Below are 21,765 nucleotides of genomic sequence, written 5' to 3' on the forward strand. Positions count from 1 at the left end.
CCGAGAGCACGCTCCCCCACCCTCGAACCGGCTTCGCACGGCTCGGGCGGGAGGTACACGGGCAAACGTTGCCTGCCGCGGCACTAGGACGCCGGCGCACCTCATCGTGTCGTGAGCGACGCGTCGGCCCGGCGGCGCGAGCGCGCACGCCGCGGCTGGGGCATCGTCGGCCTGCGCTGCCGAGCGGCGATGCCCACGCGGGTGAAAAGCGTCTGCCCGCCTGGGTGTTGCGTGCGTAGCGGCCCACGCCGTCACTCCGCAGGCACAGAGAGCGCCAGTTTGCCCGTGACACGGCCGTCGAGGAGGTGTCGCACAGCCGCGGCGGTCTCGGTCAACGGGTGGACGCGGTCCACCACAGGGCTGACTGTGCCCGCGTCGATGAGCGCGGTCAGGTCGCGTAGCCCGTCGGCGTGCTCGGAGGCGATGAAGGTGCCGAGGTGCTGGCCGGTGAACGGGGACAGCACCTGTGCGCGGAGCTGCCGGTCGGTGCCGCCGAGCCAGACGCCGTTCGTCTCGCCGCCCGTGATGACCAGCCTGCCGTGGGGAGTGAGGGCGCGGCGCAGGTCCCGCAGACCGCGGTTGCCCGCGATGTCGATGATGACGTCGTAGCGTCGCGCGCCGGCGAGGAAGTCCTCTCGGGTGTAGTCGACGACCTGCTCGGCGCCCAGGGCCCGTACGGCGTCGAGCTTGGGAGTGCTCGCGACGGCCGTGACCCGGGCGCCGGCGGCGCGGGCGAGCTGGACGGCGAAGGTGCCCACGCCGCCGGCCGCCCCCGTGATCAGTACCCGCTGTCCCTCCTCGACCCTGCCCTTGTCGCGCACCGCCTGCAGCGCGGTCAGCGCGCTGACGGGTACCGTCGCCGCCTCCTCGAAGGTGAGCCCGGCCGGTTTGGGAGCGATCCGGTCGGGGCGGGCGGCGGCGTATTCGGCGAACGCGGCGGCTGCCGTGCCGTACACCTCGTCGCCGGGCGCGAACCCGGTCACGTCGGAGCCGACCGCCTCCACGACACCGGCGACGTTGCGGCCGGGGTTGGGGAGCCTCGGCCTGCGCAGGCCGCTCACGGGCCGGACCGCGTACGGCAGACCGGCCATCATGTGCCAGGTGCCCCGGTCCACGCTGGAGGCGCGCACCCGGACCAGGACCTCGCCCGGCTCGATTCCGGGCAGGCCCAGCCGCGCCACGCGCAGCACGGCTTCCGGCTCGGCGCCGTACCGCTCCTGCACGACGGCCTTCATCGTCTTGGTCCCGGCGGCGGTCGGGACCGGCTCGCTCTTGTTCCGCATCGTCGCTGCTGCTCCCGGTCGTCTCCGTCGGCGTGCTTACGGTGTAAGCCTGTACTTACGCCGTAAGTACAGCACTTACGGCGTAAGCTCGTCAACGCTGGGAGACCGCAAGAGGAAGTGACCGTCCACCGTGACCCGACGCCCCAACCCGCAGCCGACCCGCGAGACGCTCACCCGGCAGCGGGTACTGCGCGCCGCCGTCGAACTCGCCGACAGCGGCGGCCTGGAGACGCTCAGCATGCGCAAGCTCGGCGAGGCCGTCGGAGTCGAGGCGATGTCCCTCTACAACCACGTCGCCAACAAGGAGGACCTGCTCGACGGCATGGTCGACCTGGTCTTCGGCGAGGTCGAACTGCCCGCCCCCGGCGACGACTGGCGTCAGGCGATGCGGCAGCGGGCGATCTCCATGCGCCACGTGCTGTCCCGCCACCGCTGGGCGATCGGGCTGATGGAGTCACGGTCCCATCCGGGCCCCGCCACCCTGCGCCACCACGACGCCGTGCTCGGCTGCCTGCGTCAGGGCGGCTTCTCCCTCACCCTCACCGCGCACGCCGTCTCGGTCCTCGACAGCTACATCTACGGTTTCGCCCTGCAGGAGAAGACCCTGCCCTTCGACACGCCGGACGAGACCGCCGAACTCGCGGAGTCCATCATGAGCGGATTCGGCGAAGGCGAGTACCCCTACCTGACCGAGATCGCGACCGCCCACGTCATGCGCCCCGGATACGCCTACGGCGACGAGTTCGAGTTCGGGCTGGACCTCGTTCTCGACGGCCTCCAGCAGGCGGCGGCCTGACGACCCGTCGGCGACGCGCAGACCGGTACGGAGGTGCGGCAGGCCGGTACGGTACGGAGGGTGCGGCAGCGCCGGGCCGCGCACGTCGTGGCTCGGGCATGCACCAGTGCGCGTACGGGGCCGCTCCCCGCCCCGGACTGCTGGCCATGCGACCCCTGAACCGCCGATCAGGGTTCTGCCGCTGCACCCGTACGGCCCCGCAGCGCCTGGTGCACGGACCACGCCACGGCTACCAGCGGTACGGCCACCACCGCGCCGACCACCCCCGCCGCGACCGCTCCGCCGACGACCGACAGGGCGACCACCACCGGGTGCAGCCGGACGGCCCAGCTCATCACGATCGGGTGCAGGACATGCCCCTCGATCTGCCCGATGACCACGATCAGGGCCACGACCACCACCGCGGTCAGCACGCCCTTGGACGTCAGCGCGACGACCGCCGCGACCGCCAGGGCGATCGGCGAGCCGATCAACGGGACGAAGGCGGCGAAGAACTCCAGCAGCGCCAGCGGCACGGCGAGCGGCACGCCCAGAGCGAACAGGGCGATGCCCACGAGAACCGCGTTGACCGCGGCCACCAGGAGGATGCCGCGCGTGTAGCCGGTGAAGGTGCGCCACGCGGCCCCGCCGGCGACCGTGACCCGCTTCCGAGCCGTCGCGGGAAGCTGCTCGCAGAACCACCGCCACTGCCGCTCACCCGAGTGCGCGAAGAAGACCGAGCAGAACAGGGCGAGGGCGAGCACGGTCAGTACTTCGAGGAGCCGGGTCGCGCCGCTGAGCGCCGTACTGATGACGGTGGAGCGGTGGCTCGACAGGAGCTTGCCGATACGGGACCGGATGTCGCCGAGTGCTCCCGGGTCGAGCCGGAACGGCGGTTCCTCCAGCCGGTGCTCGATCCGGTCGATCCCTGACACGAACTCCCTCTCCAGCCCGGTGCGCTGCCCGGCGACGATCTCGCCCACCCCGATGAACACCCCGAAGACGAGGACCGTGCCGCCGACGAGCGCGACGGCGACCGCCAGTGCCCGCGGAACCACGCGGGCGAGCAGATCGGCCAGAGGCCGCAGCACCGCCGTGATGACGAGACCCAGGAAGACGGCTACGGCGATGCGGTGGAACTGCCCCAGCACGGAGAAGGCGGCCCGGACGACCACGCCGACGGCGAGGATCCGCCACGCGTATGCGGCCGCGGTCCGCAGCACGCCCGGCACATGCGTCTCCGCGCCGCTCAGGCGTGGGGGCGGTGACGTGGGCGGATCGGGGTGTGTGGACATCCCCATGCTCGTACCACCTGCCGCCCGGCACACCACGCCGCCGGCTCCGCATTCGCCCGAAGGCAGGGGCGGCCTGGAGGCAGGGGCGGCCTGGAGGCAGGGGCGGTCTGGAGGCAGGAGGGGGCCAGGGGGCAGGAGGCCTCCCGGAGAGTGGGAGCAGCCCGGAGGCAGGAGGGGGCCGGAGACGGGAGGGGGCCGGAGACGGGGGGTGGGCCGACGGCCGGAAGCGGCCGTGGCGAACCGAAGATCACGTTCCGGTGAATCCCGGCGCACTCCGCAACCACATGGCCTCTGCACGAGTCGTACACACGCACAGCACAACCAAGGCCTCGGGGAGACCATGAGCCAGCACCACCAACCGGGACACCACGGACCTCAGCAGCCCGTATGGGGCCCACCGCCCGCGACGCCCAAGAGGCCCTCCGCCGGAAAGATCGTGGGTGTCGGCTGCCTGGGCGTCATCGGCCTGTTCGTCGTCATCACCATCATCGGCGCCATCGTCGGGAGTGGAGACAAGGACAACGGCAAGGGCGCCCCAGCCGCCGCCAGTGCCGGCAACGACAAGGCGGCCTCCGCCCCCCAGGCCACCTCTCCCACGCCCACCCCCACCCCTACTCCCACCCCGGAGAAGGACGCGGTGACGAGCGACAAGGCCGACAGCGCGAGCCTGCCCGACATGCGGGGCAAGGGCCTGCAGTCCGCCCAGGACCAGGCTCAGGCCGCCGGTTTCTACCACCTGACCTCGCACGACGCACTCGGCCGCGGCCGTATGCAGGCCTTCGACCGCAACTGGAAGGTCTGTTCCCAGACTCCCGCGGCCGGCACTCACGCCACCGACACGAAGGTCGACTTCGGCACGGTCAAGCTCGAGGAGACCTGCCCGGCCAAGGACGAGGGCACCGTGCAGGAGGCGGGCGCGACGATGCCCGACTACGTGGGCAAGTCCGTCAAGGTCGCCCGCCAGTCTCTGGACAGCGGCACCAGCATCACCGTCGAGGACGCCTCCGGTGACGACCGCTTCGTCATCGTCGAGTCCAACTGGAAAGTCTGTACCCAGACCCCTGCGGCAGGCACAAGAATCGACGGTGAGCCTGTGACGTTCACCGCGGTCAAGTTCGGCGAGTCCTGCTGACCTCGGTCTTCCAGCGCCCGTGAGCAGCCACGGGACGGGGCCCCGCCGCGCAGCCCCTGCCGGCGGGGCCCGGCCACACCGGGCAGTGCGCCACCGCGGCCTCCGACGGCCTGCTTGCCGAACCTCTGGGCTTGCTCAAGGAAGGCTTGGAGCGGGTCTGCCCGCGGGCACCCTCGAAGCAGCCGGTGCGAAGGCCCGGCGGTCACGGGGGGAGAGAAAGCATGTTGATGACGCTCGTTCTGGTGGGCGCGGTGACGGTGGGGCTCGTCGCCTGGTCCGCGTGGATGCTGCGGCGGGCCTGGCGGCGTGCATGGGCGGACCTGGGCCGGCAGGCGTCCATCGGCAGCGTCGGCGGCGGAGGCGCCGGACGTGGTCACAGGTCCTGGTCGCCGGGTGGTGCCGGGAGCACAGGAGCAGCGACGATTGCCGGCAGCGGCGCGTTCAGCGACTCGTCCTGGTACGTCATGGGCACCTCGTGCGACGGTGTGTCGAACCCTTCCTCGTGCGGCAGCGGTTCGTCGTCGTCCTGTGGCAGTGCCTCGTCGTCGTGCGGGAGTTCCTCTTCGTGTGGGAGCTCCTCTTCGTGCGGCAGCAGCTCGTCGTCCTGCGGCAGTTCCTGCTGACGCAGGCGTCAGGCTGCTGCGGTCGTTGCAGGCACCAGGCAGGCCTGTTGCCTGCCATGCTGACCTCCGAGCAGCAGCTCGCGGTCAAGGGCACGTACGCGGCTCGCATGACGCCCGAATCCGATTCCGCCGTGGGCGCGTTGGTGTTCCGGGCAGCCCCGGACGGCTCGACCGGATACGCGGCCGCCTTCGACTCGGGCCGCGCCCGCGTACGGCTCTACGACCTGGCCAGCGGCGGCACACTCGCCACCGCGCCACTGAAAAACACGCCGGCCGGGAGATCCCACAACCTCGAAGTAGCCGTGGACGGACCCGAGTTGTCGGTGTTCGTGGACGGCAAGCGGCTCCTCCACGCCGAGGACCACCGCCACGACACCGGCTCCGTGGGCCTGCTCGCCCAGGGCGGCACGGTCACCTTCGGCCCGCCCTCCGTCTCCACCATCACCACCAACCTCACCGGCTGGACCACGAGCGGCGGCACCTGGACCGCGAGCCCGCTCGGCTGGCACGCGGGTCCCTCCGAGGGAGCCACCGCCCGCGCCATCACCGCGACCCCGGTCTACGACACCGCGCTCCAGGCCGACCTGCTCCTGCACGACGCCGCCACGATCGCCACGCTGCTGGTGCGCACCGACGCCAAGGCCGCACGCGGCTACGGCGTCCAAGTCGACCCAGGCCAGGGCAGCTGAGGCTCTACCGCATCGACGGGGACGTCACCCTCGGCACGTACCCGACCACCATCAAGGCGGACACGGTCTACCGCCTGCGCGTCGAAGCCGAGCACGACGAACTGCGCGTGCACTGGCAGACCAACTTCCTCTCACCCGACGGCTGCAGCCCCGTCATCACCGCCCAGGACGCAACTCACACCACGGGCCGACTCGCCGTTACGGCAACGTCCGGCGCGGTGTCCTTCGAGAACATCGCCGCCGCCGACCTCGTCACCGGCATCCAGGGCTGGACGGCACGCTCCGGGGCTGGACCCCCGACCTGCGCGCCACGAACGGCTCGACCGCCCAGTACTTCACCGGCGACTGGAACGGCACGTCCTTCACCCCCGATGAAGCCGATGACCCCGCCCTGGCTGGGGGCGGGGGCCCACATGAACCGCGTACATGCCGAAGACGGCCATGCCGCGGGCCACGTCCAGCCCGATCAGCCGGCCCACGCCGGGCGCGCCGGTCGAGGGCTCACTGCGCTCGCGTTCGGGGGACGGCGCGTCGGCCGTAAGGGGCCGGGAGTCCGGGTGATGGGTCATGGCCCTCAGGGTGGAAACTCGGGCCGATCATGGACTATCCGGCAGAAGGCTGCGGTGTCCCTGCCGAGTGGTGGGTGCTACCCCGCTGTGTGGCTGGAGCTGCCGCTCGCCGGGTCGCAAGGGCTCTACGTGGCTTTAGGGTCGAATCGGCATGGGCCGTAGGCATGAACGAAGGTGAGGCGGAGCGCGTGATCCGGGTAGTGGTGGTCGACGACGAGGCACTGGTCCGCTCGGGCTTCGAACTCATTCTGGGCGCGTCCGAGGACATCGAGGTCGTCGCGACCGCGAGCGGCGGCGACGCGGTGGAGACCGTCCGGCGGGAGCGGCCGGACGTGGTGCTGCTGGACATCCGGATGCCGGACGTCGACGGGCTCACCGTCCTGCGCGAGTTGCGGACGATGCCGGATCCGCCGGTGGTGGCGATGCTGACGACGTTCGACGCCGACGAGTACATCCTGACCGCGCTGCACTCCGGTGCGGCCGGTTTCCTGCTCAAGGACACGGAGCCGGAACAGCTGGCCCACCTGGTGCGGACCCTGGTCGCGGGCGGTGTGGTGCTGTCGCCCAGGGCGTCGCGGACGCTGCTGCACAGCCACCCCGGCACCGAGGCGGCCGTCGACGAGGAGGCCGCGCGGGTCCGGCTGCTCACCGCGCGGGAGCGCGACGTCCTCGTCCTGGTGGCGGAGGGGCTGTCGAACGCCGACATCGGGGCGCGCATCCACCTGGGGGCGGGCACGGTGAAGGACCACGTCAGCGCGATCCTCACGAAGCTGCGGGTGACGAGCCGGGTGCAGGCCGCGCTGCTCGCACAGCGGGCCGGGCTGCTCGACGAGCGCACGCGGTCGGAGGCCGGCCGATGAGCCGTGCCCGTGCCGTGTGGCAGCGGGTTCCCGCGCCGGTCGTCGACATCGTCCTGGTGGCGGTGGCGGCCGTGGATGTGCTGGTGGTGGACATGTGGGAGCACACGCGCCCCGAGGCCACGCTGGCCGCGGTCGGCTGCGCCGCGTTGGCGTTCCGGCGCAGGTTCCCGCTCGGCGTCTTCCTGCTCACCCTGCCCATCGCGCTGATGCAGGATGTCGCCGTCGCTGTGCTCGCGGCGCTGTTCACGCTGGCCGAACGCTCCCGCAACCGCCGTCTCCTCGCGGTGTGCGTCGTCCTGGCCGCCGTCGCGAGCAGTACGCCGTGGCCCCTGGCCGAGGCGGACCGGACCATGACGCTGGTCTTCTTCGTGTACGGCCTGGCAACCAGCGTCGCCCCGGTCCTCTTCGGCCAGCTTCTCCAGGCACGACGGGACCTGGCGCGGCGGCTGGCCGAGGTCGAGGAGGCCAGGGAGCACGAGCGGACCCTGCACGCCCAGGCCGTGCTCGCCCGTGAACGCGCCCAGCTGGCCCGCGAGATGCACGACGTGGTCTCCCACCAGGTCAGCCTGATCGCCGTACGGGCCGGGGCGTTGCAGGTCGCCGCCAAGGACGCGGACGCCAAGGAGGCCGCCCGCACGATCCGTTCGCTGAGCGTCACCACCCTCGACGAGCTGCGCACCATGGTCACGCTGCTGCGCGCCTCCGGCGGCAGATCCACCGAGCCGGCGCCGCAGCCCACCTTGGCCGACCTGCGCAAACTGGTGGAATCCAGCGGCACTCACACGGAGCTGACGGGTGAGTTGCCGCCCACCGTGGGCACACCCGCCCAACGCGCCCTTTACCGCACGGTTCAGGAGGCGCTGACCAACGTCCGCAAGCACGCCCCCGGCGCCAACGCTCGCGTGGAGCTGTGGCAGGACGGGGACGGTATTGGAGTGACCGTCACCAACACCCCTCCCACGCGCCCCTCCCTCTCCCTGCCTGGATCGCAGCAGGGCTTGGTCGGTCTGCGCGAACGGGCCGAGATCCTGCACGGCACCCTGGACGCGGGCCCGACCGCGCAGGGCGGCTACCGGGTGCGGCTGAGGGTTCCCCTCAGCGCGGACTGACATGCTGTTCCGTCGGCTTGCGGCTCACAAGACCCACGCGTGAGCCGCGGCCGGCAACGGACGCCGGCGCCCCTGGACCGTGCTCCGTCGGCTCGCCCGCTCGTCCAGCTCCCCGTCCTGACCGTGTCCGGTGCCGCGTCAGCCCGGTGAGGATCCCGGCACCAGGCTGACAGTCCTGATCGCCGCCTCACTTCACGGTGTTGATTCCGAAGGCGACGTACTCGATGCCTGCGGAGCGCCACCAGCCAAGGCCGGCCCCGCATAGGAGCACGGCACGCACCACACCTCGTAAGCCGGGATGGCCCTGCGCGTCGCGGTGGGCGATCTGGTGGGCGTACCCATGAGCCAGGTGGGTGTCGGTGCGTGGGTCGTCCGGCCGGGACTGGGGCAGTGGACGACCGGACAACCCTGCGTGTGGTGGGTCATCGCGCGGGTGCCAGGAGCTGGGTGGCCGCCAGCCGCGCGTACAGCCGGTCCTGGTCCACCAGTTCCTCATGGGTGCCCACGGCCCGGACCCGGCCGGCGTCCATGACGACGATCCGGTCGGCGCCTGTCACCGTCGACAGGCGGTGGGCCACCACCAGCACAGTGGTCTCCCTGGCCACGTCCGCGATGACGTCCCGCAGCGCCAGCTCGTTGACGGCGTCGAGTTGCGAGGTCGCCTCGTCCAACAGCAGCAGCCGGGGCTTGCGCAGGACGGCGCGGGCGATGGCGACGCGCTGCCGCTCACCGCCCGACAGCTTCGAGCCGCGATGGCCGACCGGGGCGTCCAGGCCGTGGGGCAGACGCTCCACGAGGGTGTCGAGCTTCGTGCGGGTCAGGACGTCGCGGAGGGCGTCGTCCGTCGCACCGGGCGCCGCGAAGACCAGGTTCTCCCGTAGCGTGCCGGCCAGCACCGGAGCGTCCTGCTCCACGTACCCGATGGCGGACCGCAGCTCGCCCAGGGACCAGTCCCGTACGTCTTTGCCGTCGACCAGGACCCGGCCGCCGGTGGCTTCGTAGAACCGCTCGATGAGCGCGAAGACCGTCGACTTGCCCGCGCCGGAAGGACCGACGAAGGCCGTCATCCCGGCACCGGGCACCTCGAAACTCACCTGCTGGTGGGTGTACGGCAGGCCCGGACGGTAGCGGAAGGACACGTCCTCGAAACGGACCGACGCCGGACCCGGGGCGGCTGTCCCCTGCCGGGGCAGGGCGCCTGTCCGCCGAGCGGGCGATTCCGTCGAGAGGCGTTCCACGGCCGCGATGCGGGAGACCACGGCCGCCCCCTCCTGATAGGAGGTCACGGCGTCGACCAGCCTGGACACCGGCTCGATCAGATAGAAGAGGTACAGCAGGAAGGCGATGAGGGTGGACACGGGGATCTCCCCGGACGCCACGCGCGCCCCGCCGACGGCGAGCACCGCGAGAAAGGCCAGCTGTACGGCGAGTTCGTCGGCCGAGCCGGCCACGGCCTCCCACTTCGCGCTCTTCACACCGTGCCGCCAGGCCCGCCGTGCCGCCGCCTCCACCCGGGCGGTCTCCCGCTCCTCGGCACCGGACACCTTCACCGTGCGAAACGCCCCGAGAGACCGCTCCAATCCGACGGAGATCTCCCCGACCGCCTCCTGCGACCGCTCGGTGGCCCGCGCGATCTGTGGCATCACCAGCGCGGCGGCCCCACCGACCAACACGATCACACCGAGCGTCACACCCAGCAGCACGACGTCCAGGAACGCCATCACCACCACCGCCGCGACGAAGGCCACCGCGCCGGTGGCCGCGGAGACGACCGCCTGGGTGCTGACCGCCCGCAGCAGCGTGGTGTCCGAGGTGACCCTCGACATCAGATCGCCCGGCGCGATCCGCTCCCACTCCGCGATCCGCAACCGCAACAGCCGCCCCACAAGGGTGCGTCGCGCGGCCAGGACCACCGACTCCGCCGTCCGCTCCAGCACGTACGCGCCGAACGCCTCGACCGCCGTGCCCAGCACCACCAGCACGGTGAGCGCGATCAGGATCCCGGCGATGGTCTCGCCGGAGGCCAGCCGGTCCACCAGCGCCTTCGTGGCCAGCGGCTGCAGCAGCCCCGCGGCGGTCCCGACCAGGGCGCACAACAGACCGAGGGCGACCGCCCACCGGTGCGGCCGCACATACGCGCCCAGTGCCTTGATCGTCTCCCGGGCGGACAGGGACGGCTCATCCGTCGTCGGAGCGGATGCGGTGTTCACGAAGTTCCTTTCTTCTGCAGCGTCGCGGCGTCACAACCCGGTACGCGGGCCGAAGTGCCGGGGCAGGCAGTCCTCGCGCTCCTTGTGCCGGCGCGGTCTGTCATGCCTCCAGCCTTCAAGCCCGGCCGCCACGCGCCCATCCGGCAACCGTCGGGTCCACCCCCGCCAAGTGGCTGAACAACACCGCCCGTCCGGTCGCACCGGACCGACGGGTCAGGACGAGACTCCGTCAGTCGGCAGGGAGGTACCCGCCGATCGGCGGGGGAGAGCCCGAAGACTGCCGGATGGTCCGCCCCCGGACGCCCACGCGAGGTTCTCCGTATGACACAGACACAGCCGCCGCAGGAGACGTCAGCTCCGCAGGAGAACTCGCCTCCGCCGCCCCAGACCTCCCCCGAGTCCCCGGCCTCGCCCGGTCCCTCGATGGGACGCCTCGTCGGGGTGGACCTGGCCCGCGCGCTGGCGGTGTTCGGCATGTACGTCGTGCACATCGGCCCCCCGCTGTCCGCCACGACTGGCGTCGCCAGCTGGATCCGATACATGTCGGACGGCCACTCGTCGGTCCTGTTCGCCACCCTCGCCGGGTTCTCACTGATGCTGCTCGCCGGCCGCCGCGAGCCCAAGACCGGCCAGGCGGGCCGGCAGGCGAGGGCCCGCATCGCGATCCGCGCCGTGATCCTGCTGGCGCTGGGCACCGTGATGGCGATGGAGTACGGGGGCGTGATCATCCTCGGCTTCTACGGCGTCTACTTCCTCCTCGCCCTGCCCCTGGTACGACTGAGCGCCAGGACTCTCGCGATCATCGCGGCCGCGTTCGCCCTCGTCACACCGCAGCTGGCGTTCGTCCTCACCTCGCTGCTGACCCCGTCGGTTCAGCAGAGCATCAACACCTACGACCCGCTCCGCCACCTCAGCGAGGTCGGCGTCCTCGATCTGCTGCTCACCGGCTTCTACCCGGCGCTCACCTGGATGTCGTTCGTCATCGCGGGCATGGCGCTGGGCCGCCTCGACCTCTCCTGCGGCACCATCCAGAAGCGCCTGGCCGCGCTCGGCGCCACCCTCACCGCGGCCGCCTACGGCATGTCCCTGCTGCTCGCCGGCAAGGGCGCGTTGCGGAGCCTCGCGGAAGACGGGCCGTCGTCCGGCGGCTCCGGGTCTGTGCCCCTCGACAGCGGGTCGGTGCCCGACGGGGGGTCGTTCCCCGACATGCCGTCGTCGACGCTCCTGACGGCCGGCCCGCACAGCGGCACCACGTTCGACATCATCGGCAGCGTCGGAATCGCGATCCTCGTGATCGTGGGCGCGACGGTGGCGATGGACCGCCTGCCGCGACTGCGCCGCCTGGCCAAGCCGGTCATCGCCGTGGGCACCATGTCCCTGACCGCCTACGTCGGCCACTTCCTCGCACAGACCGCACTGTCCACGCCCGCCGGAACCGGCACCCAGCAGTCCTGGCTGCCCCTGATCATGTACATCCTCGCAGCCATCCTGTTCGCCGCGATCTGGTCCCGCTTCTTCCGCCGCGGCCCCCTGGAGTACCTGCTCAACGCCGCCACCAAGCCTGCGAAGCACATCCGATGAGACCCGGGCCGGGGTGTGAACCTCCACACTCCACCCCGGCCCGGGCCGCTCATGGATCCGGCATCTGCCGCTGCTGCCCCAACGCCCATCCGCTGCTCGTGAGTTCAGCGGTGATGCGGTGATCTTTAGTTGAGTGCTTCGCTGACCTGCGGTTATGAATCGTTCGGTGACTCTCGCGGACTGGAGCGGACGGCCCGACAGGCGGGTGGGGTCGGTGGTTGGGACGCTGATGGGACGCAGGGAAGCGTAAGTGGCGGCCTCGGGCCCATCCTGTCGACGCCGACCAGTGGAAGACGGCGAAAGGCGTCGGTCGTGGCAGACGCGGTGCTCCACACCTTCGGAGTGCAGGGCCGTCAGCCGGGACTGGCGGCGGCGGAGCGGATCGCCGCCGCCGCGGAACGGGATCCGGAGAGCGCGACAGCCGAGCCCGCGCGCACCGACTGGCTGCCGTCCGTCTGACGAACCCATCGCGAACAGGCCCGGGCCGTCACGAGCGGACCTGTTCGTACGCGACTCACCCACCGCAAAAGGAACAGCCGTTCTGTTAGCGTGGGCCCTTGCAAGCAGAATCGCGATTCTTTTTGTGGGGGTGTGGTGCCGCGGCTCACCGACGCGCGCAAGGAACTCCGGCGTACGCAGATCGCGGAGGCCGCCGTACGCTGCTTCGGCCGCAACGGTCTGGAGCGGACCTCGATCGCCGACATCACCGCCGAGTCCGGCCTCTCGGCCGGCTCTATCTATGCGCACTACCGCAACAAGGCCGATCTGGTTCGGGCCGCCGCCCGCGAGGTGCTTGCCAGACGCGCCGACGTCCTCGGCGAGTACGCCGCGGGCGACGCCCCGCCCAGCCCTGACGAACTGCTCTCCCACCTGATCGCCGCGATCGACCCGGCCGAGGCCCGGGTCGGCGTGCAGACCTGGGGTGAGGCGACCACCGACCAGGCCGTCCGCGACATCGTCGTCGACATGACCGACCGCATGCGCGCGATGCTGCACGACTGCGTCATGGCGTGGCTGGTCAAGGTCGAGCGCCACGAACCGGCCGAGGCCCGGGAGCGCGCCACTCCGATCGCCCACCGGGTCATGGCGCTCTACCAGGCCGAACTGCTGTACACCGCCTTGAGATCACCGACTGAGGAGACAGCGTCATGACCACCTCGACCGCTTCGTTGGCCGCCCGCACCGTTTTCCGGATCGGCTACGGCGCCTTGCAGCTCGAGCGCCTGCACGACCGCCGCGGCGACGCCGTCGCGCTGTTGCGCCGCGCGGTCGAGTTGGGCGTCGACCACGTGGACACCGCCGAGTTCTATGGCTTCGGGTTCGCCAACGACGTGATCCGCGAGGCACTGCGCCCCGAGGACGACGTCCTGGTCGTCACGAAGGTCGGCGCTGACCCCGACCCCGGCGGACACCTGCCGCTGCGTCTGGCACAGCGGCCCGAGCAACTGCGCGCCAGCGTCGAGGACAACCTGCGCAGCCTGCGCGTCGACCGGCTGGCCGTCGTCAACCTCCGCCGCCTGGACACCGGCCCCGGGCTGCGTCCGGAGGGCGACCAGGTCGTCGACCTCGACGACCAGCTCGCGATGATGACCGCCCTGCGCGACGAGGGCAAGATCGGCGCGATCGGCCTGAGCAGCGTCACCCTCGACGGCCTGCGCCGCGCCCTGCCGGCCGGCATCGTCTGCGTGCAGAACGCGTACAGTCTCGTCTCCCGCGACGACGAGGACATGCTGCAGCTGTGCGTGGCCGAGGGCATCGCCTGGGTGCCGTTCTTCCCGCTCGGCGGGGCCTTCCCGGGCCTGCCCAAAGTAGCCGACGAGCCGGCCGTGCACGCCGTGGCCGTGTCCCTGGGCGTCACGCCCGCCCAGGTCGGCCTCGCCTGGCTGCTGCACCGTGCCCCGAACGTGCTGCTCATCCCTGGCACCGCCGACGCCGCCCACCTGGAGGCCAACATGGCGGTCAGCGAGATCACCTTCGACGCAGCGACCCTCGCCACCCTCGGTGCCGTCGAGTCCCGCTCCCACGAGGTCCCCATCGGCTGACCGGAAGCCACACGACCCGGGCCGCGACCACACCACACCGCGACCACACCACACACCACACGCCGGACGCCCTGACGGAACGCCAGGCCGCAGGGACTCCCCGCTCCACCAGACTGCAAGGACCCTGAGGACGGTTCATGAAGGCCATCATCTACCGCGACAACGGCGCCCCCGACGTTCTTCAGCTCGTCGACCGTGACCTGCCCGCCCCCGGCCGCGGCGAGGTTCGCGTCCGGGTCGCCGTGTCCGGGGTCAACCCGACCGACTGGCAGGCCCGGTCCCGCGCCATACCGAAGGGATTCCCAGAGGTCACCCCGCACCTCGACGGCGCCGGCACAATCGACGCCGTCGGTGAGGGGATCGACCAGAGCCAGGTCGGCCAGCGGGTCTGGCTGTTCATGGCCGCCGCCGGGCGGCCCACCGGCACCGCAGCCGAGTTCACCGTCGTGCCCGCCGATCGGGCCATGCCGCTGCCCGACGAGGCCGGGTTCGACGTGGGCGCCGCACTCGGCGTCCCCGCGCTCACCGCGCACCGCGCGCTCACCGTCGCCGAGGGCGGGCCACGCCGTCTGCAGCCCGGGGCACTTGACGGCAGGGTGGTGCTCGCCGCAGGCGGGGCCGGGGCGGTAGGGCACGCGGTGATCCAGCTCGCCCGATGGGCCGGTGCCACCGTGATCAGCACGATCAGCGGCCCGGAGAAAGCACGGCTGGCCACTGCTGCCGGGGCCCACCACGTGATCAACTATCGCGAGGGCGACCCGGCCGCCGAGATTCGCAAGATCGCCCCGCACGGCGTCGACATCGTCGCCGAGGTGGCGCTCGGCGCCAACCTCGCACTGGACCTGGACGTGCTGCGGACGCGCGGCACGATCGCGACCTACGCCAACGACGGTGGCAAGCCGGTCGAACTGGACGCGCTGCAGAACATGGTGCTGAACACGCGCTTTCAGTTCATCGTGCTGTTCACGGCCGGTCCGGAGGCACGCGCCGCGGCCGTTGAGGACGTCGCCGCCGCCGTCCGCGGCGGCGCCCTGCCGGTCGGCGAGGAGCACGGCCTGCCGCTGATCCGCTTTCCCCTCGACCGTACCGCCGACGCGCACCGAGCGGTGGAGAGCGGCGCGGTCGGCAAGGTACTGGTGGACGTCGCACCATGAAGTCCAGTCGGCTACCGCGCGAACGCCACGGCCGTCCCGGGGACCGGCTGGGGGGGCCACATGATCTGCGGCAGACCGCTGAAGCCCGGTCGTGGACGGCCGGGCGGGGGCGGGCGCGCGAGCCTGCGGCAGTGACGCCCGGGGTGCGTGGGGAACAACGGCACCGGAGATTGGAGGAAACACCCCGGACGGACCAGGCGCAGGGGGTCGGTTCCGATGACGTCACATCCGCACCCGTCGACACCCGACCGAGCGGCGGCGCAGCTCATGTCCGAGGAGGCGTTCCGGTCCCTGTACGAACAGTTGCGGGATCAGGCGCGGACCGGCGAGGAGCACGGCCGCGGAGCTCTGGTCCATCTGACCCCCGAGCGTGTGAGGGCGGCCGCCGCCGAGGTGCGGTACGGACGCACCGTGTCCCTGGCCGCGCCCATCGAGACGCGGCCCGGGCCGGACAACCCGGAGCCCGCGACCCACAGCATGACGGCGACCGCCCCCCGGGGCCCGGAAGCCGCCGGGCTGCACTTCGCCCGCGACCGTTTCGCCATGAACGTGCACGGTGACACGGACAGCCATCTCGACGCGCTGTGCCATGTGATGTTCGACGGTGAGCTCCACGGAGGCGTCCCGGCCGGCACGGTGACGCCGGGCGGCGCCCGTGCGCTCGCTCTCGACCTGCTCCATGACGGAATCGTCGGCCGCGGCGTGCTCCTGGACATCCCACGGTCGCGCGGAGTGCCCTGGCTCGAACCCGGCGACCAGGTGACGACCGACGACCTCACGGCGGCCGAGGCCGCCCAAGGGGTCCGGACCGGGCCGGGAGACCTGCTGTTCGTGCGCGTCGGGCACCGCCGTCGGCGCCGGGAAGCCGGGGCGTGGAACGCGGCGCAGGCCAGGGTCGGCCTCCATCCGAGGGCGATGGGCTTCCTGGCCGAGCGACGCGTCGCCGTCCTGGGCTCGGACGGCAACAACGACACGGCGCCGAGCGCGGTGGCGGGCATCGCGTTCCCCGTGCACGTGCTGGCGATACATGCGATGGGTGTGCACCTGATGGACTACCTGGACTTCGAGGAACTGGCACCGGTGTGCGCGGAGTTGGACCGCTGGCACTTCCTGTGCGTGGTCGCGCCGCTGCGGCTGCCGGCGGCCACCGGCTCACCGGTGAATCCGATCGCCGTGCTCTGACCGCGGCGGTACGAAGACGCTCCCGGGTGCCGAGCGGACGAAGGGCGTATACGTTCGAAGGGGGGAACGGCCGTGTCAGGTCCCGGCGGGACCCGGGGCCGCGAACCCGAGGACGGTGGTCCGCGTGGGCGACGCTCCCCACTACGACGTCATCATCATCGGCACCGGCGCCGGCGGCGGTACGCTCGCCCACCGGCTGGCCCCTTCCGGAAAACGGGTGCTCGTCCTCGAACGCGGCGACTATCTCCCGCGCGAGCGGGACAACTGGGACTCCACCGCCGTGTTCGTCAGAGGCCAGTACCGGGCCCCGGAGTTCTGGCTCGACAAGCACGGCCGGGAGTTCCCGCCCGAGGTCAACTACTACGTCGGCGGCAACACCAAGTTCTATGGCGCGGCCCTGTTCCGGCTGAGGCCCGAGGACTTCGGCGAACTGCGCCACCACGACGGGGTCTCACCCGCCTGGCCGATCCGCTACGAGGACCTGGAGCCGTACTACACCCAGGCGGAACACCTCTACCTGGTCCACGGACGGCACGGCGAGGACCCCTGGGAGGGCCCCGTCAGTGACCAGTACGCGTACCCGCCCGTCGAACACGAGCCGCGTATCCAGCAGCTCAGCGACGACCTGGAGAAGCAGGGCCTGCACCCCTTCCACCTGCCCATCGGCGTCGATCTGACCCAGGACGGCGACGGCCGGGCGGCCCATTCGAGCGTGTGCATCCGCTGCGACCGGGTCGACGGCTTCCCGTGCCTCGTGCGCGCCAAGTCCGACGCCCAGGTGATCTGCGTCGAACCCGCCCTGCGGTACCCCAACGTCGAGATGGTCACCAACGCCCGTGTGACCAAGCTGGAGACCGATGGGACAGGGCGCAGTGTCAACACGGTCGTGGCCCGGATCGCGGGCGACGAGGAGATCCGTTACTCGGCCGATGTCGTGGTCGTCGCCTGCGGGGCGGTCAACTCGGCCGTGCTGCTTCTCGCTTCGGCGAACGACCACCACCCCCGGGGCCTGGCCAATGGCTCCGACGTGGTCGGCCGGCACTACATGCGGCACAACAACCTCGCCCTGATGGCGGTGTCGAAGGAACCCAACGACACGAAGTTCCAGAAGACGCTCGCCCTGCACGACTGGTACCTCGGCGCGGACGACTGGGACTACCCCCTCGGCGGGATCCAGATGCTCGGCAAGTCGGACGCCGACCAGATCCACGGCGAGGCCCCGCGCTGGGCCGGAGCGGTGGCCCCGGACATGCCGTTCGAGGTCCTGGCCCATCACGCCGTCGACTTCTGGCTGTGCGGAGAGGACCTTCCGCTCCCCGACAACCGCGTCACCCTGGACGGAGACGGCCGTATCCACCTCGCGCTCGACGAGAGCAACAACATCGCCGGCCTCAAGCGCCTGCGGCACAAACTCCAGCACATGCTCGGCCATCTGGGCATGCACGAGCACCACTTGCTGCCCCACAGCATCTACCTGCACAAGGGGATGCCGATCGGCGCCACCGCCCACCAGGCCGGCACCGTCCGGTTCGGCGACGACCCGGCCTCCTCGGCCCTGGACATCAACTGCAAGGCCCACGAGGTGGACAACCTCTACGTCGTCGACACGAGCTTCTTCCCGAGCATCGGCGCGGTCAACCCGTCCCTCACGGCCATCGCGAACGCCCTGCGCGTGGGCGACCACCTGCTGGAGCGGCTGGGCTGAAGGCCGGCGCCGCCTCCGAGTGAGCGAACGCCGTCGGCCAGGCAGCGCAACACCGACCCGCTGCGGATGCCGCCTGCCGCCCGCGGTGATGGTGTGAGGAACAAACCCATCGGGCCGCGACCAGCCCGGACGGTGCCACGCAGCCGAGGAGGCAGTCGACCGTGAGTTCCATCGAGGGGACACCTCAGGACGTGATTCCCGCCCACCTGCTCCGGGGCCAGAAGGCGCTGGTGACCGGGGCCAACTCGGGGATCGGCAAGGCCACCGCCATCGGCCTGGGCCGGGCCGGCGCGGACGTGGTCGTCAACTACGTCGTCGGCCGGGAGGAAGCCGAGAAGGTCGTCGAGGAGATCACCTCGTTCGGGGTGAAGGCGGCGGCGTACGAGGCGGACGTCTCGAACGAGGACCAGGTCGTCGCCATGACCGAGCGCATGGTCGAGGAGTTCGGGACGATCGACATCCTCGTCGCCAACGCCGGACTGCAGCGGGACGCCTCGTTCACCGAGATGACCCTCGCCCAGTGGCAGAAGGTACTGGACGTCAACCTCACCGGGCAGTTCCTCTGCGCCCGGGAGGCGACCAAGGAGTTCCTGCGTCGCGGGGTCGTCCCCGAGGTGTCGTGCGCCGCGGGAAAGATCATCTGCATGAGCTCGGTGCACCAGCTCATCCCGTGGTCTGGACACGTCAACTACGCAAGCTCCAAGGGCGGCGTGCAGATGATGATGGAGACCCTGGCGCAGGAACTCGCCCCGAAGAGGATCCGCGTGAACGCGATCGCCCCCGGGGCCATCAGGACCCCCATCAACCGCGACGCCTGGGCGACGCCGGACGCCGAGCGCGACCTCCTGCGGCTGATCCCGTACGGGCGCGTCGGCGACCCCGCGGACATCGCGCACGCGGCCGTCGGCCTCGCCTCCGACCTCATGGACTACGTCGTGGGAACCACCCTCTACGTGGACGGGGGAATGACCCTGTTTCCCGGGTTCGCCACCGGCGGCTGACCTCGCTCACCGGCCTCGTCGGCTTTCCGGGAGACACGTATGCACACCACGATCCACCTGCTGGCCGACGCTCCGCCGCAGATGCTGCCGGCCAGATCGCTCATGGCCTTCACCCTCGCCTCTCACATCATCCTGGTGCCGCTGGGCGTGGCGCTGCCGCTGATCACTCTCATCGTGCACGGATACGGGCTGCGCAAAGACGATCCGACCGCCCTGTTGCTGGCCCGGCGCTGGTCGGCCGTGATGGCGGTTCAGTTCGCGATCGGCGTCGTCACCGGCACGGTCCTGTCCTTCGAGTTCGGCCTGCTGTGGCCCGGCCTGATGGGCCGCTGGGGGGACGTGTTCGGCATCGGCTTCGGCGTCGAGGCATGGGCCTTCTTCCTGGAGGCGGTGCTCATCGCCATCTATCTGTACGGATGGCGCCGTCTGAAGCCCCGCACCCATTTCCTGCTCGCTCTTCCGCTTCCTGCCGCCGCCCTCCTCGGGGCCTTCGGCATCCTGGCCGCCAACTCCTGGATGAACACGCCGCGAGGCTTCACGCTCGACGCCGAGGGCAACCCCAGCGACGTGAAGGTCTGGAAGGCGATCTTCACGCCCATGTTCGGGCCGGAGTACTGGCACTTCATGGTGGCCATGCTGGTGACCGCCGGCTATGTCGTGGCCGGTGTGTATGCCACCGGGTGGCTGCGCGGGCGCCGGGACCGCTACCACCGTCTCGGCTTCGCCGTCCCGTTCACCGTCGCCGCGGTGTTCACACCCGTCCAGTTCATGCTGGGCGACTCCATCGCCCGGCAGGTGTTCCACAAACAACCGGTCAAGTTCGCCGCGATGGAGATCGTCTGGAAGACCGACACCCATGTGCCGGAGTACCTGTTCGGCCGTCTCCATCCGGACGGAAGCATCTCCGGCGGGATCAGGATCCCGCAGTTCGACTCCATCCTGGCCGGCTTCAGCCCGGACACCAAGGTGACCGGGCTGACCTCCGTACCGGCCGCCGACCGGCCGAACGCCACCCAGGCGACCATCGCCCACTGGGCCTTCGACACCATGGTCGGCATCGGCTCCCTGCTGGCGCTGCTCGCCCTGTGGTACGGAGTGGTGTGGCTGCGCCGCCGCCGGCTGCCCGAGTCGAAATGGTTCTACCGCGTCGCCGCGTGCGCGGGCGTCGCCTCCGTCGTGGCCGTGGAATGCGGCTGGATCACCACCGAGGTGGGACGCCAGCCGTGGATCGTCTACGAGAACATGCGGGTCGCCGAAGCGGTGACCTCTACTCGGTCCAGCGGACTGTGGACCATGTTCGGCCTGGTGATCGTCGTATACGTGTTCGTCTTCGGCTCGTTCCTCGTCGTGCTTCTGAGGATGCGCACCCGCTGGCGTCTCGCCGACGAACAGCGGACGGCGGAAGGCCCGGAGACGGACAGCCCCTACGGACCGCGTCCCGTGGTCCCGGCCGGGGACTCCCGCGCGCCGGGCGCCGACTCCTCCGAAAGCGACGGATCATGATCGCCGACGTCATCGCCGTCGTCCTGCTGCTCGCGATCGCCGCCTACAGCTGCGCCGGCGGCACCGACTACGGGGCCGGGTTCTGGGACCTGACAGCCGGGGGAGCGAAGCGGGGCAGGCGCCCGAGATGGCTCATCGACCACGCGATGGCCCCCGTCTGGGAGGTCAACAACGTCTGGCTGATCTTCGTCCTGGTCATCATGTGGACCGGCTTCCCGGTGATGTTCCAGACGGTCTTCGCCGCCATGTGGCTGCCGCTGACGCTGGCCGCCGTGGGCGTGCTCCTGCGCGGGGCCGGCTTCGCCCTGCGCAAGCCCAGCCGACGGCTCGCCGGGCGGCGGCTCTACGGGGCCGTGTTCGCCGTTTCCTCGCTGCTGACCCCGTTCTTCCTCGGCGCGGCGGCCGGCGGCGTGGCCTCGGGCCGGATCGCCCCGGGCACACCCGCGGCGGACGACGCCTGGTCCAATCCCACCTCCCTCCTCTTCGGTCTGCTGGCCGTCGCGGCGACGGCTTTCCTGGGGGGCGTGTTCCTGGCCGCCGACGCCCGGCGCTTCCGTGCGGACGACCTCGACGGCTACTTCCGCAGGCGCGCGCTCGGCGCCCTCGCCGCCGTCGCCGTACTCGCCGTGATCACCCTGTTCGTCACCCACGACGACGCACCGCACGTCTGGCACGGCCTCACCCACGGCGTCGGCCTGGTCTTCGTCGTCCTGGCGGCGGTGGCCACGCTCGCCACCGCCGGGCTGCTGCTGCGAACCCCCGGCTCCTGGTCGCGGGTCACGGCCGTCGCGGTCGTCGCCTCGGCCGTGATCGCCTGGGGCATGGCCCAGCGCCCGTACCTCATCCCGACCTCCCTGACCGTCACCGAGGGGGCGGGAGCCTCCAGCACCCTGCACTGGCTCGGGATCGTCACGCTGGTGGCCGTGCTGCTGGTCTTCCCGGCCGTCGCCCTCCTGTACTGGCTGGACACCCAGGGCGAGCTGGAACCCCTCACCGACGCCGACCTGCGGCGACCTGGAGCAGGGGACCAAGGCTGATCCCGGAACCCCACC

Annotated in this window: 19 protein-coding genes; 15 read left to right on the forward strand and 4 right to left on the reverse strand. The window is 71.2% G+C overall.

Annotated elements, in window-relative coordinates; genetic code table 11:
* Nucleotides 1-251 precede the first annotated feature (251 nt).
* On the reverse strand, nucleotides 252-1,283 hold the full coding sequence (locus tag ACPT94_RS33485; RefSeq protein ID WP_425247555.1) for an NAD(P)-dependent alcohol dehydrogenase: 1,032 nt from the start codon (nucleotides 1,281-1,283) through the stop codon (nucleotides 252-254).
* A 130-nt stretch (nucleotides 1,284-1,413) separates the two neighbouring features.
* Between ACPT94_RS33485 and ACPT94_RS33490 the strand changes: the two genes are divergently transcribed.
* Nucleotides 1,414-2,079, forward strand: coding sequence for a TetR/AcrR family transcriptional regulator (locus ACPT94_RS33490; protein ID WP_360341644.1), 666 nt, complete (start codon nucleotides 1,414-1,416; stop codon nucleotides 2,077-2,079).
* Nucleotides 2,080-2,246: 167 nt separating this feature from the next.
* Here ACPT94_RS33490 and ACPT94_RS33495 read toward each other — a convergent pair whose 3' ends face one another.
* On the reverse strand, nucleotides 2,247-3,359 hold the full coding sequence (locus ACPT94_RS33495; RefSeq protein WP_425247556.1) for an AI-2E family transporter: 1,113 nt from the start codon (nucleotides 3,357-3,359) through the stop codon (nucleotides 2,247-2,249).
* 334 nt (nucleotides 3,360-3,693) lie between these two features.
* Between ACPT94_RS33495 and ACPT94_RS33500 the strand changes: the two genes are divergently transcribed.
* Together ACPT94_RS33500 and ACPT94_RS33505 are read left to right on the forward strand one after the other, a co-directional pair.
* A complete protein-coding gene (locus tag ACPT94_RS33500) occupies nucleotides 3,694-4,485 on the forward strand; it encodes a hypothetical protein (protein WP_425247557.1) in 792 nt (263 codons plus the stop codon).
* Nucleotides 4,486-4,960: 475 nt separating this feature from the next.
* Complete coding sequence (locus ACPT94_RS33505; RefSeq protein WP_425247558.1) at nucleotides 4,961-5,797, forward strand: hypothetical protein; 837 nt, start codon at nucleotides 4,961-4,963, stop codon at nucleotides 5,795-5,797.
* 362 nt (nucleotides 5,798-6,159) lie between these two features.
* Here the strand turns inward: ACPT94_RS33505 and ACPT94_RS33510 are convergent, their stop codons facing one another.
* Nucleotides 6,160-6,366 carry a hypothetical protein gene (locus ACPT94_RS33510; RefSeq protein WP_425247559.1) on the reverse strand — a complete coding sequence of 69 codons (207 nt, stop codon included), beginning with the start codon at nucleotides 6,364-6,366 and terminating at the stop codon, nucleotides 6,160-6,162.
* A 164-nt stretch (nucleotides 6,367-6,530) separates the two neighbouring features.
* Between ACPT94_RS33510 and ACPT94_RS33515 the strand changes: the two genes are divergently transcribed.
* Nucleotides 6,531-7,226: a response regulator gene (locus ACPT94_RS33515; RefSeq protein ID WP_425247560.1), complete on the forward strand. Its 696-nt coding sequence runs from the start codon at nucleotides 6,531-6,533 to the stop codon at nucleotides 7,224-7,226.
* The gene (locus ACPT94_RS33520; protein WP_425247561.1) at nucleotides 7,223-8,335 is read left to right on the forward strand and encodes a sensor histidine kinase; all 1,113 of its coding nucleotides are present in this window, start codon (nucleotides 7,223-7,225) and stop codon (nucleotides 8,333-8,335) included. The genes ACPT94_RS33515 and ACPT94_RS33520 overlap by 4 nt, the downstream gene beginning before the upstream one ends.
* 422 nt (nucleotides 8,336-8,757) lie before the next feature.
* Here ACPT94_RS33520 and ACPT94_RS33525 read toward each other — a convergent pair whose 3' ends face one another.
* The gene (locus tag ACPT94_RS33525; protein ID WP_425247562.1) at nucleotides 8,758-10,545 is read right to left on the reverse strand and encodes an ABC transporter ATP-binding protein; all 1,788 of its coding nucleotides are present in this window, start codon (nucleotides 10,543-10,545) and stop codon (nucleotides 8,758-8,760) included.
* Nucleotides 10,546-10,866: 321 nt separating this feature from the next.
* On the opposite strand from ACPT94_RS33525, the gene ACPT94_RS33530 reads away from it, so the two are divergent.
* The 10 genes from ACPT94_RS33530 (at nucleotide 10,867) to ACPT94_RS33575 (ending at nucleotide 21,750) form a co-directional block, all read left to right on the forward strand.
* Complete coding sequence (locus ACPT94_RS33530; RefSeq protein WP_360341623.1) at nucleotides 10,867-12,126, forward strand: DUF418 domain-containing protein; 1,260 nt, start codon at nucleotides 10,867-10,869, stop codon at nucleotides 12,124-12,126.
* A 312-nt stretch (nucleotides 12,127-12,438) separates the two neighbouring features.
* Nucleotides 12,439-12,585, forward strand: coding sequence for a hypothetical protein (locus ACPT94_RS33535; RefSeq protein WP_360341620.1), 147 nt, complete (start codon nucleotides 12,439-12,441; stop codon nucleotides 12,583-12,585).
* A gap of 132 nt (nucleotides 12,586-12,717) precedes the next feature.
* Complete coding sequence (locus ACPT94_RS33540; protein WP_425247563.1) at nucleotides 12,718-13,278, forward strand: TetR/AcrR family transcriptional regulator; 561 nt, start codon at nucleotides 12,718-12,720, stop codon at nucleotides 13,276-13,278.
* On the forward strand, nucleotides 13,275-14,168 hold the full coding sequence (locus tag ACPT94_RS33545) for an aldo/keto reductase (RefSeq protein ID WP_425247564.1): 894 nt from the start codon (nucleotides 13,275-13,277) through the stop codon (nucleotides 14,166-14,168). Before ACPT94_RS33540 ends, ACPT94_RS33545 begins: the two co-directional genes overlap by 4 nt.
* 137 nt (nucleotides 14,169-14,305) lie before the next feature.
* A complete protein-coding gene (locus tag ACPT94_RS33550; protein ID WP_425247565.1) occupies nucleotides 14,306-15,322 on the forward strand; it encodes an NADPH:quinone reductase in 1,017 nt (338 codons plus the stop codon).
* Between the two features lie 267 nt (nucleotides 15,323-15,589).
* Complete coding sequence (locus tag ACPT94_RS33555) at nucleotides 15,590-16,504, forward strand: cyclase family protein (protein WP_425247593.1); 915 nt, start codon at nucleotides 15,590-15,592, stop codon at nucleotides 16,502-16,504.
* 124 nt (nucleotides 16,505-16,628) lie between these two features.
* A complete protein-coding gene (locus tag ACPT94_RS33560; RefSeq protein WP_425247566.1) occupies nucleotides 16,629-18,209 on the forward strand; it encodes a GMC oxidoreductase in 1,581 nt (526 codons plus the stop codon).
* Between the two features lie 206 nt (nucleotides 18,210-18,415).
* Complete coding sequence (locus ACPT94_RS33565) at nucleotides 18,416-19,210, forward strand: SDR family oxidoreductase (RefSeq protein ID WP_425247594.1); 795 nt, start codon at nucleotides 18,416-18,418, stop codon at nucleotides 19,208-19,210.
* 39 nt (nucleotides 19,211-19,249) lie between these two features.
* A complete protein-coding gene (locus ACPT94_RS33570; RefSeq protein WP_425247567.1) occupies nucleotides 19,250-20,713 on the forward strand; it encodes a cytochrome ubiquinol oxidase subunit I in 1,464 nt (487 codons plus the stop codon).
* Complete coding sequence (locus ACPT94_RS33575; protein ID WP_425247568.1) at nucleotides 20,710-21,750, forward strand: cytochrome d ubiquinol oxidase subunit II; 1,041 nt, start codon at nucleotides 20,710-20,712, stop codon at nucleotides 21,748-21,750. Before ACPT94_RS33570 ends, ACPT94_RS33575 begins: the two co-directional genes overlap by 4 nt.
* Nucleotides 21,751-21,765 lie beyond the last annotated feature (15 nt).

The organism is Streptomyces aurantiaciflavus (assembly GCF_049808595.1).
Lineage (GTDB): Bacteria > Actinomycetota > Actinomycetes > Streptomycetales > Streptomycetaceae > Streptomyces.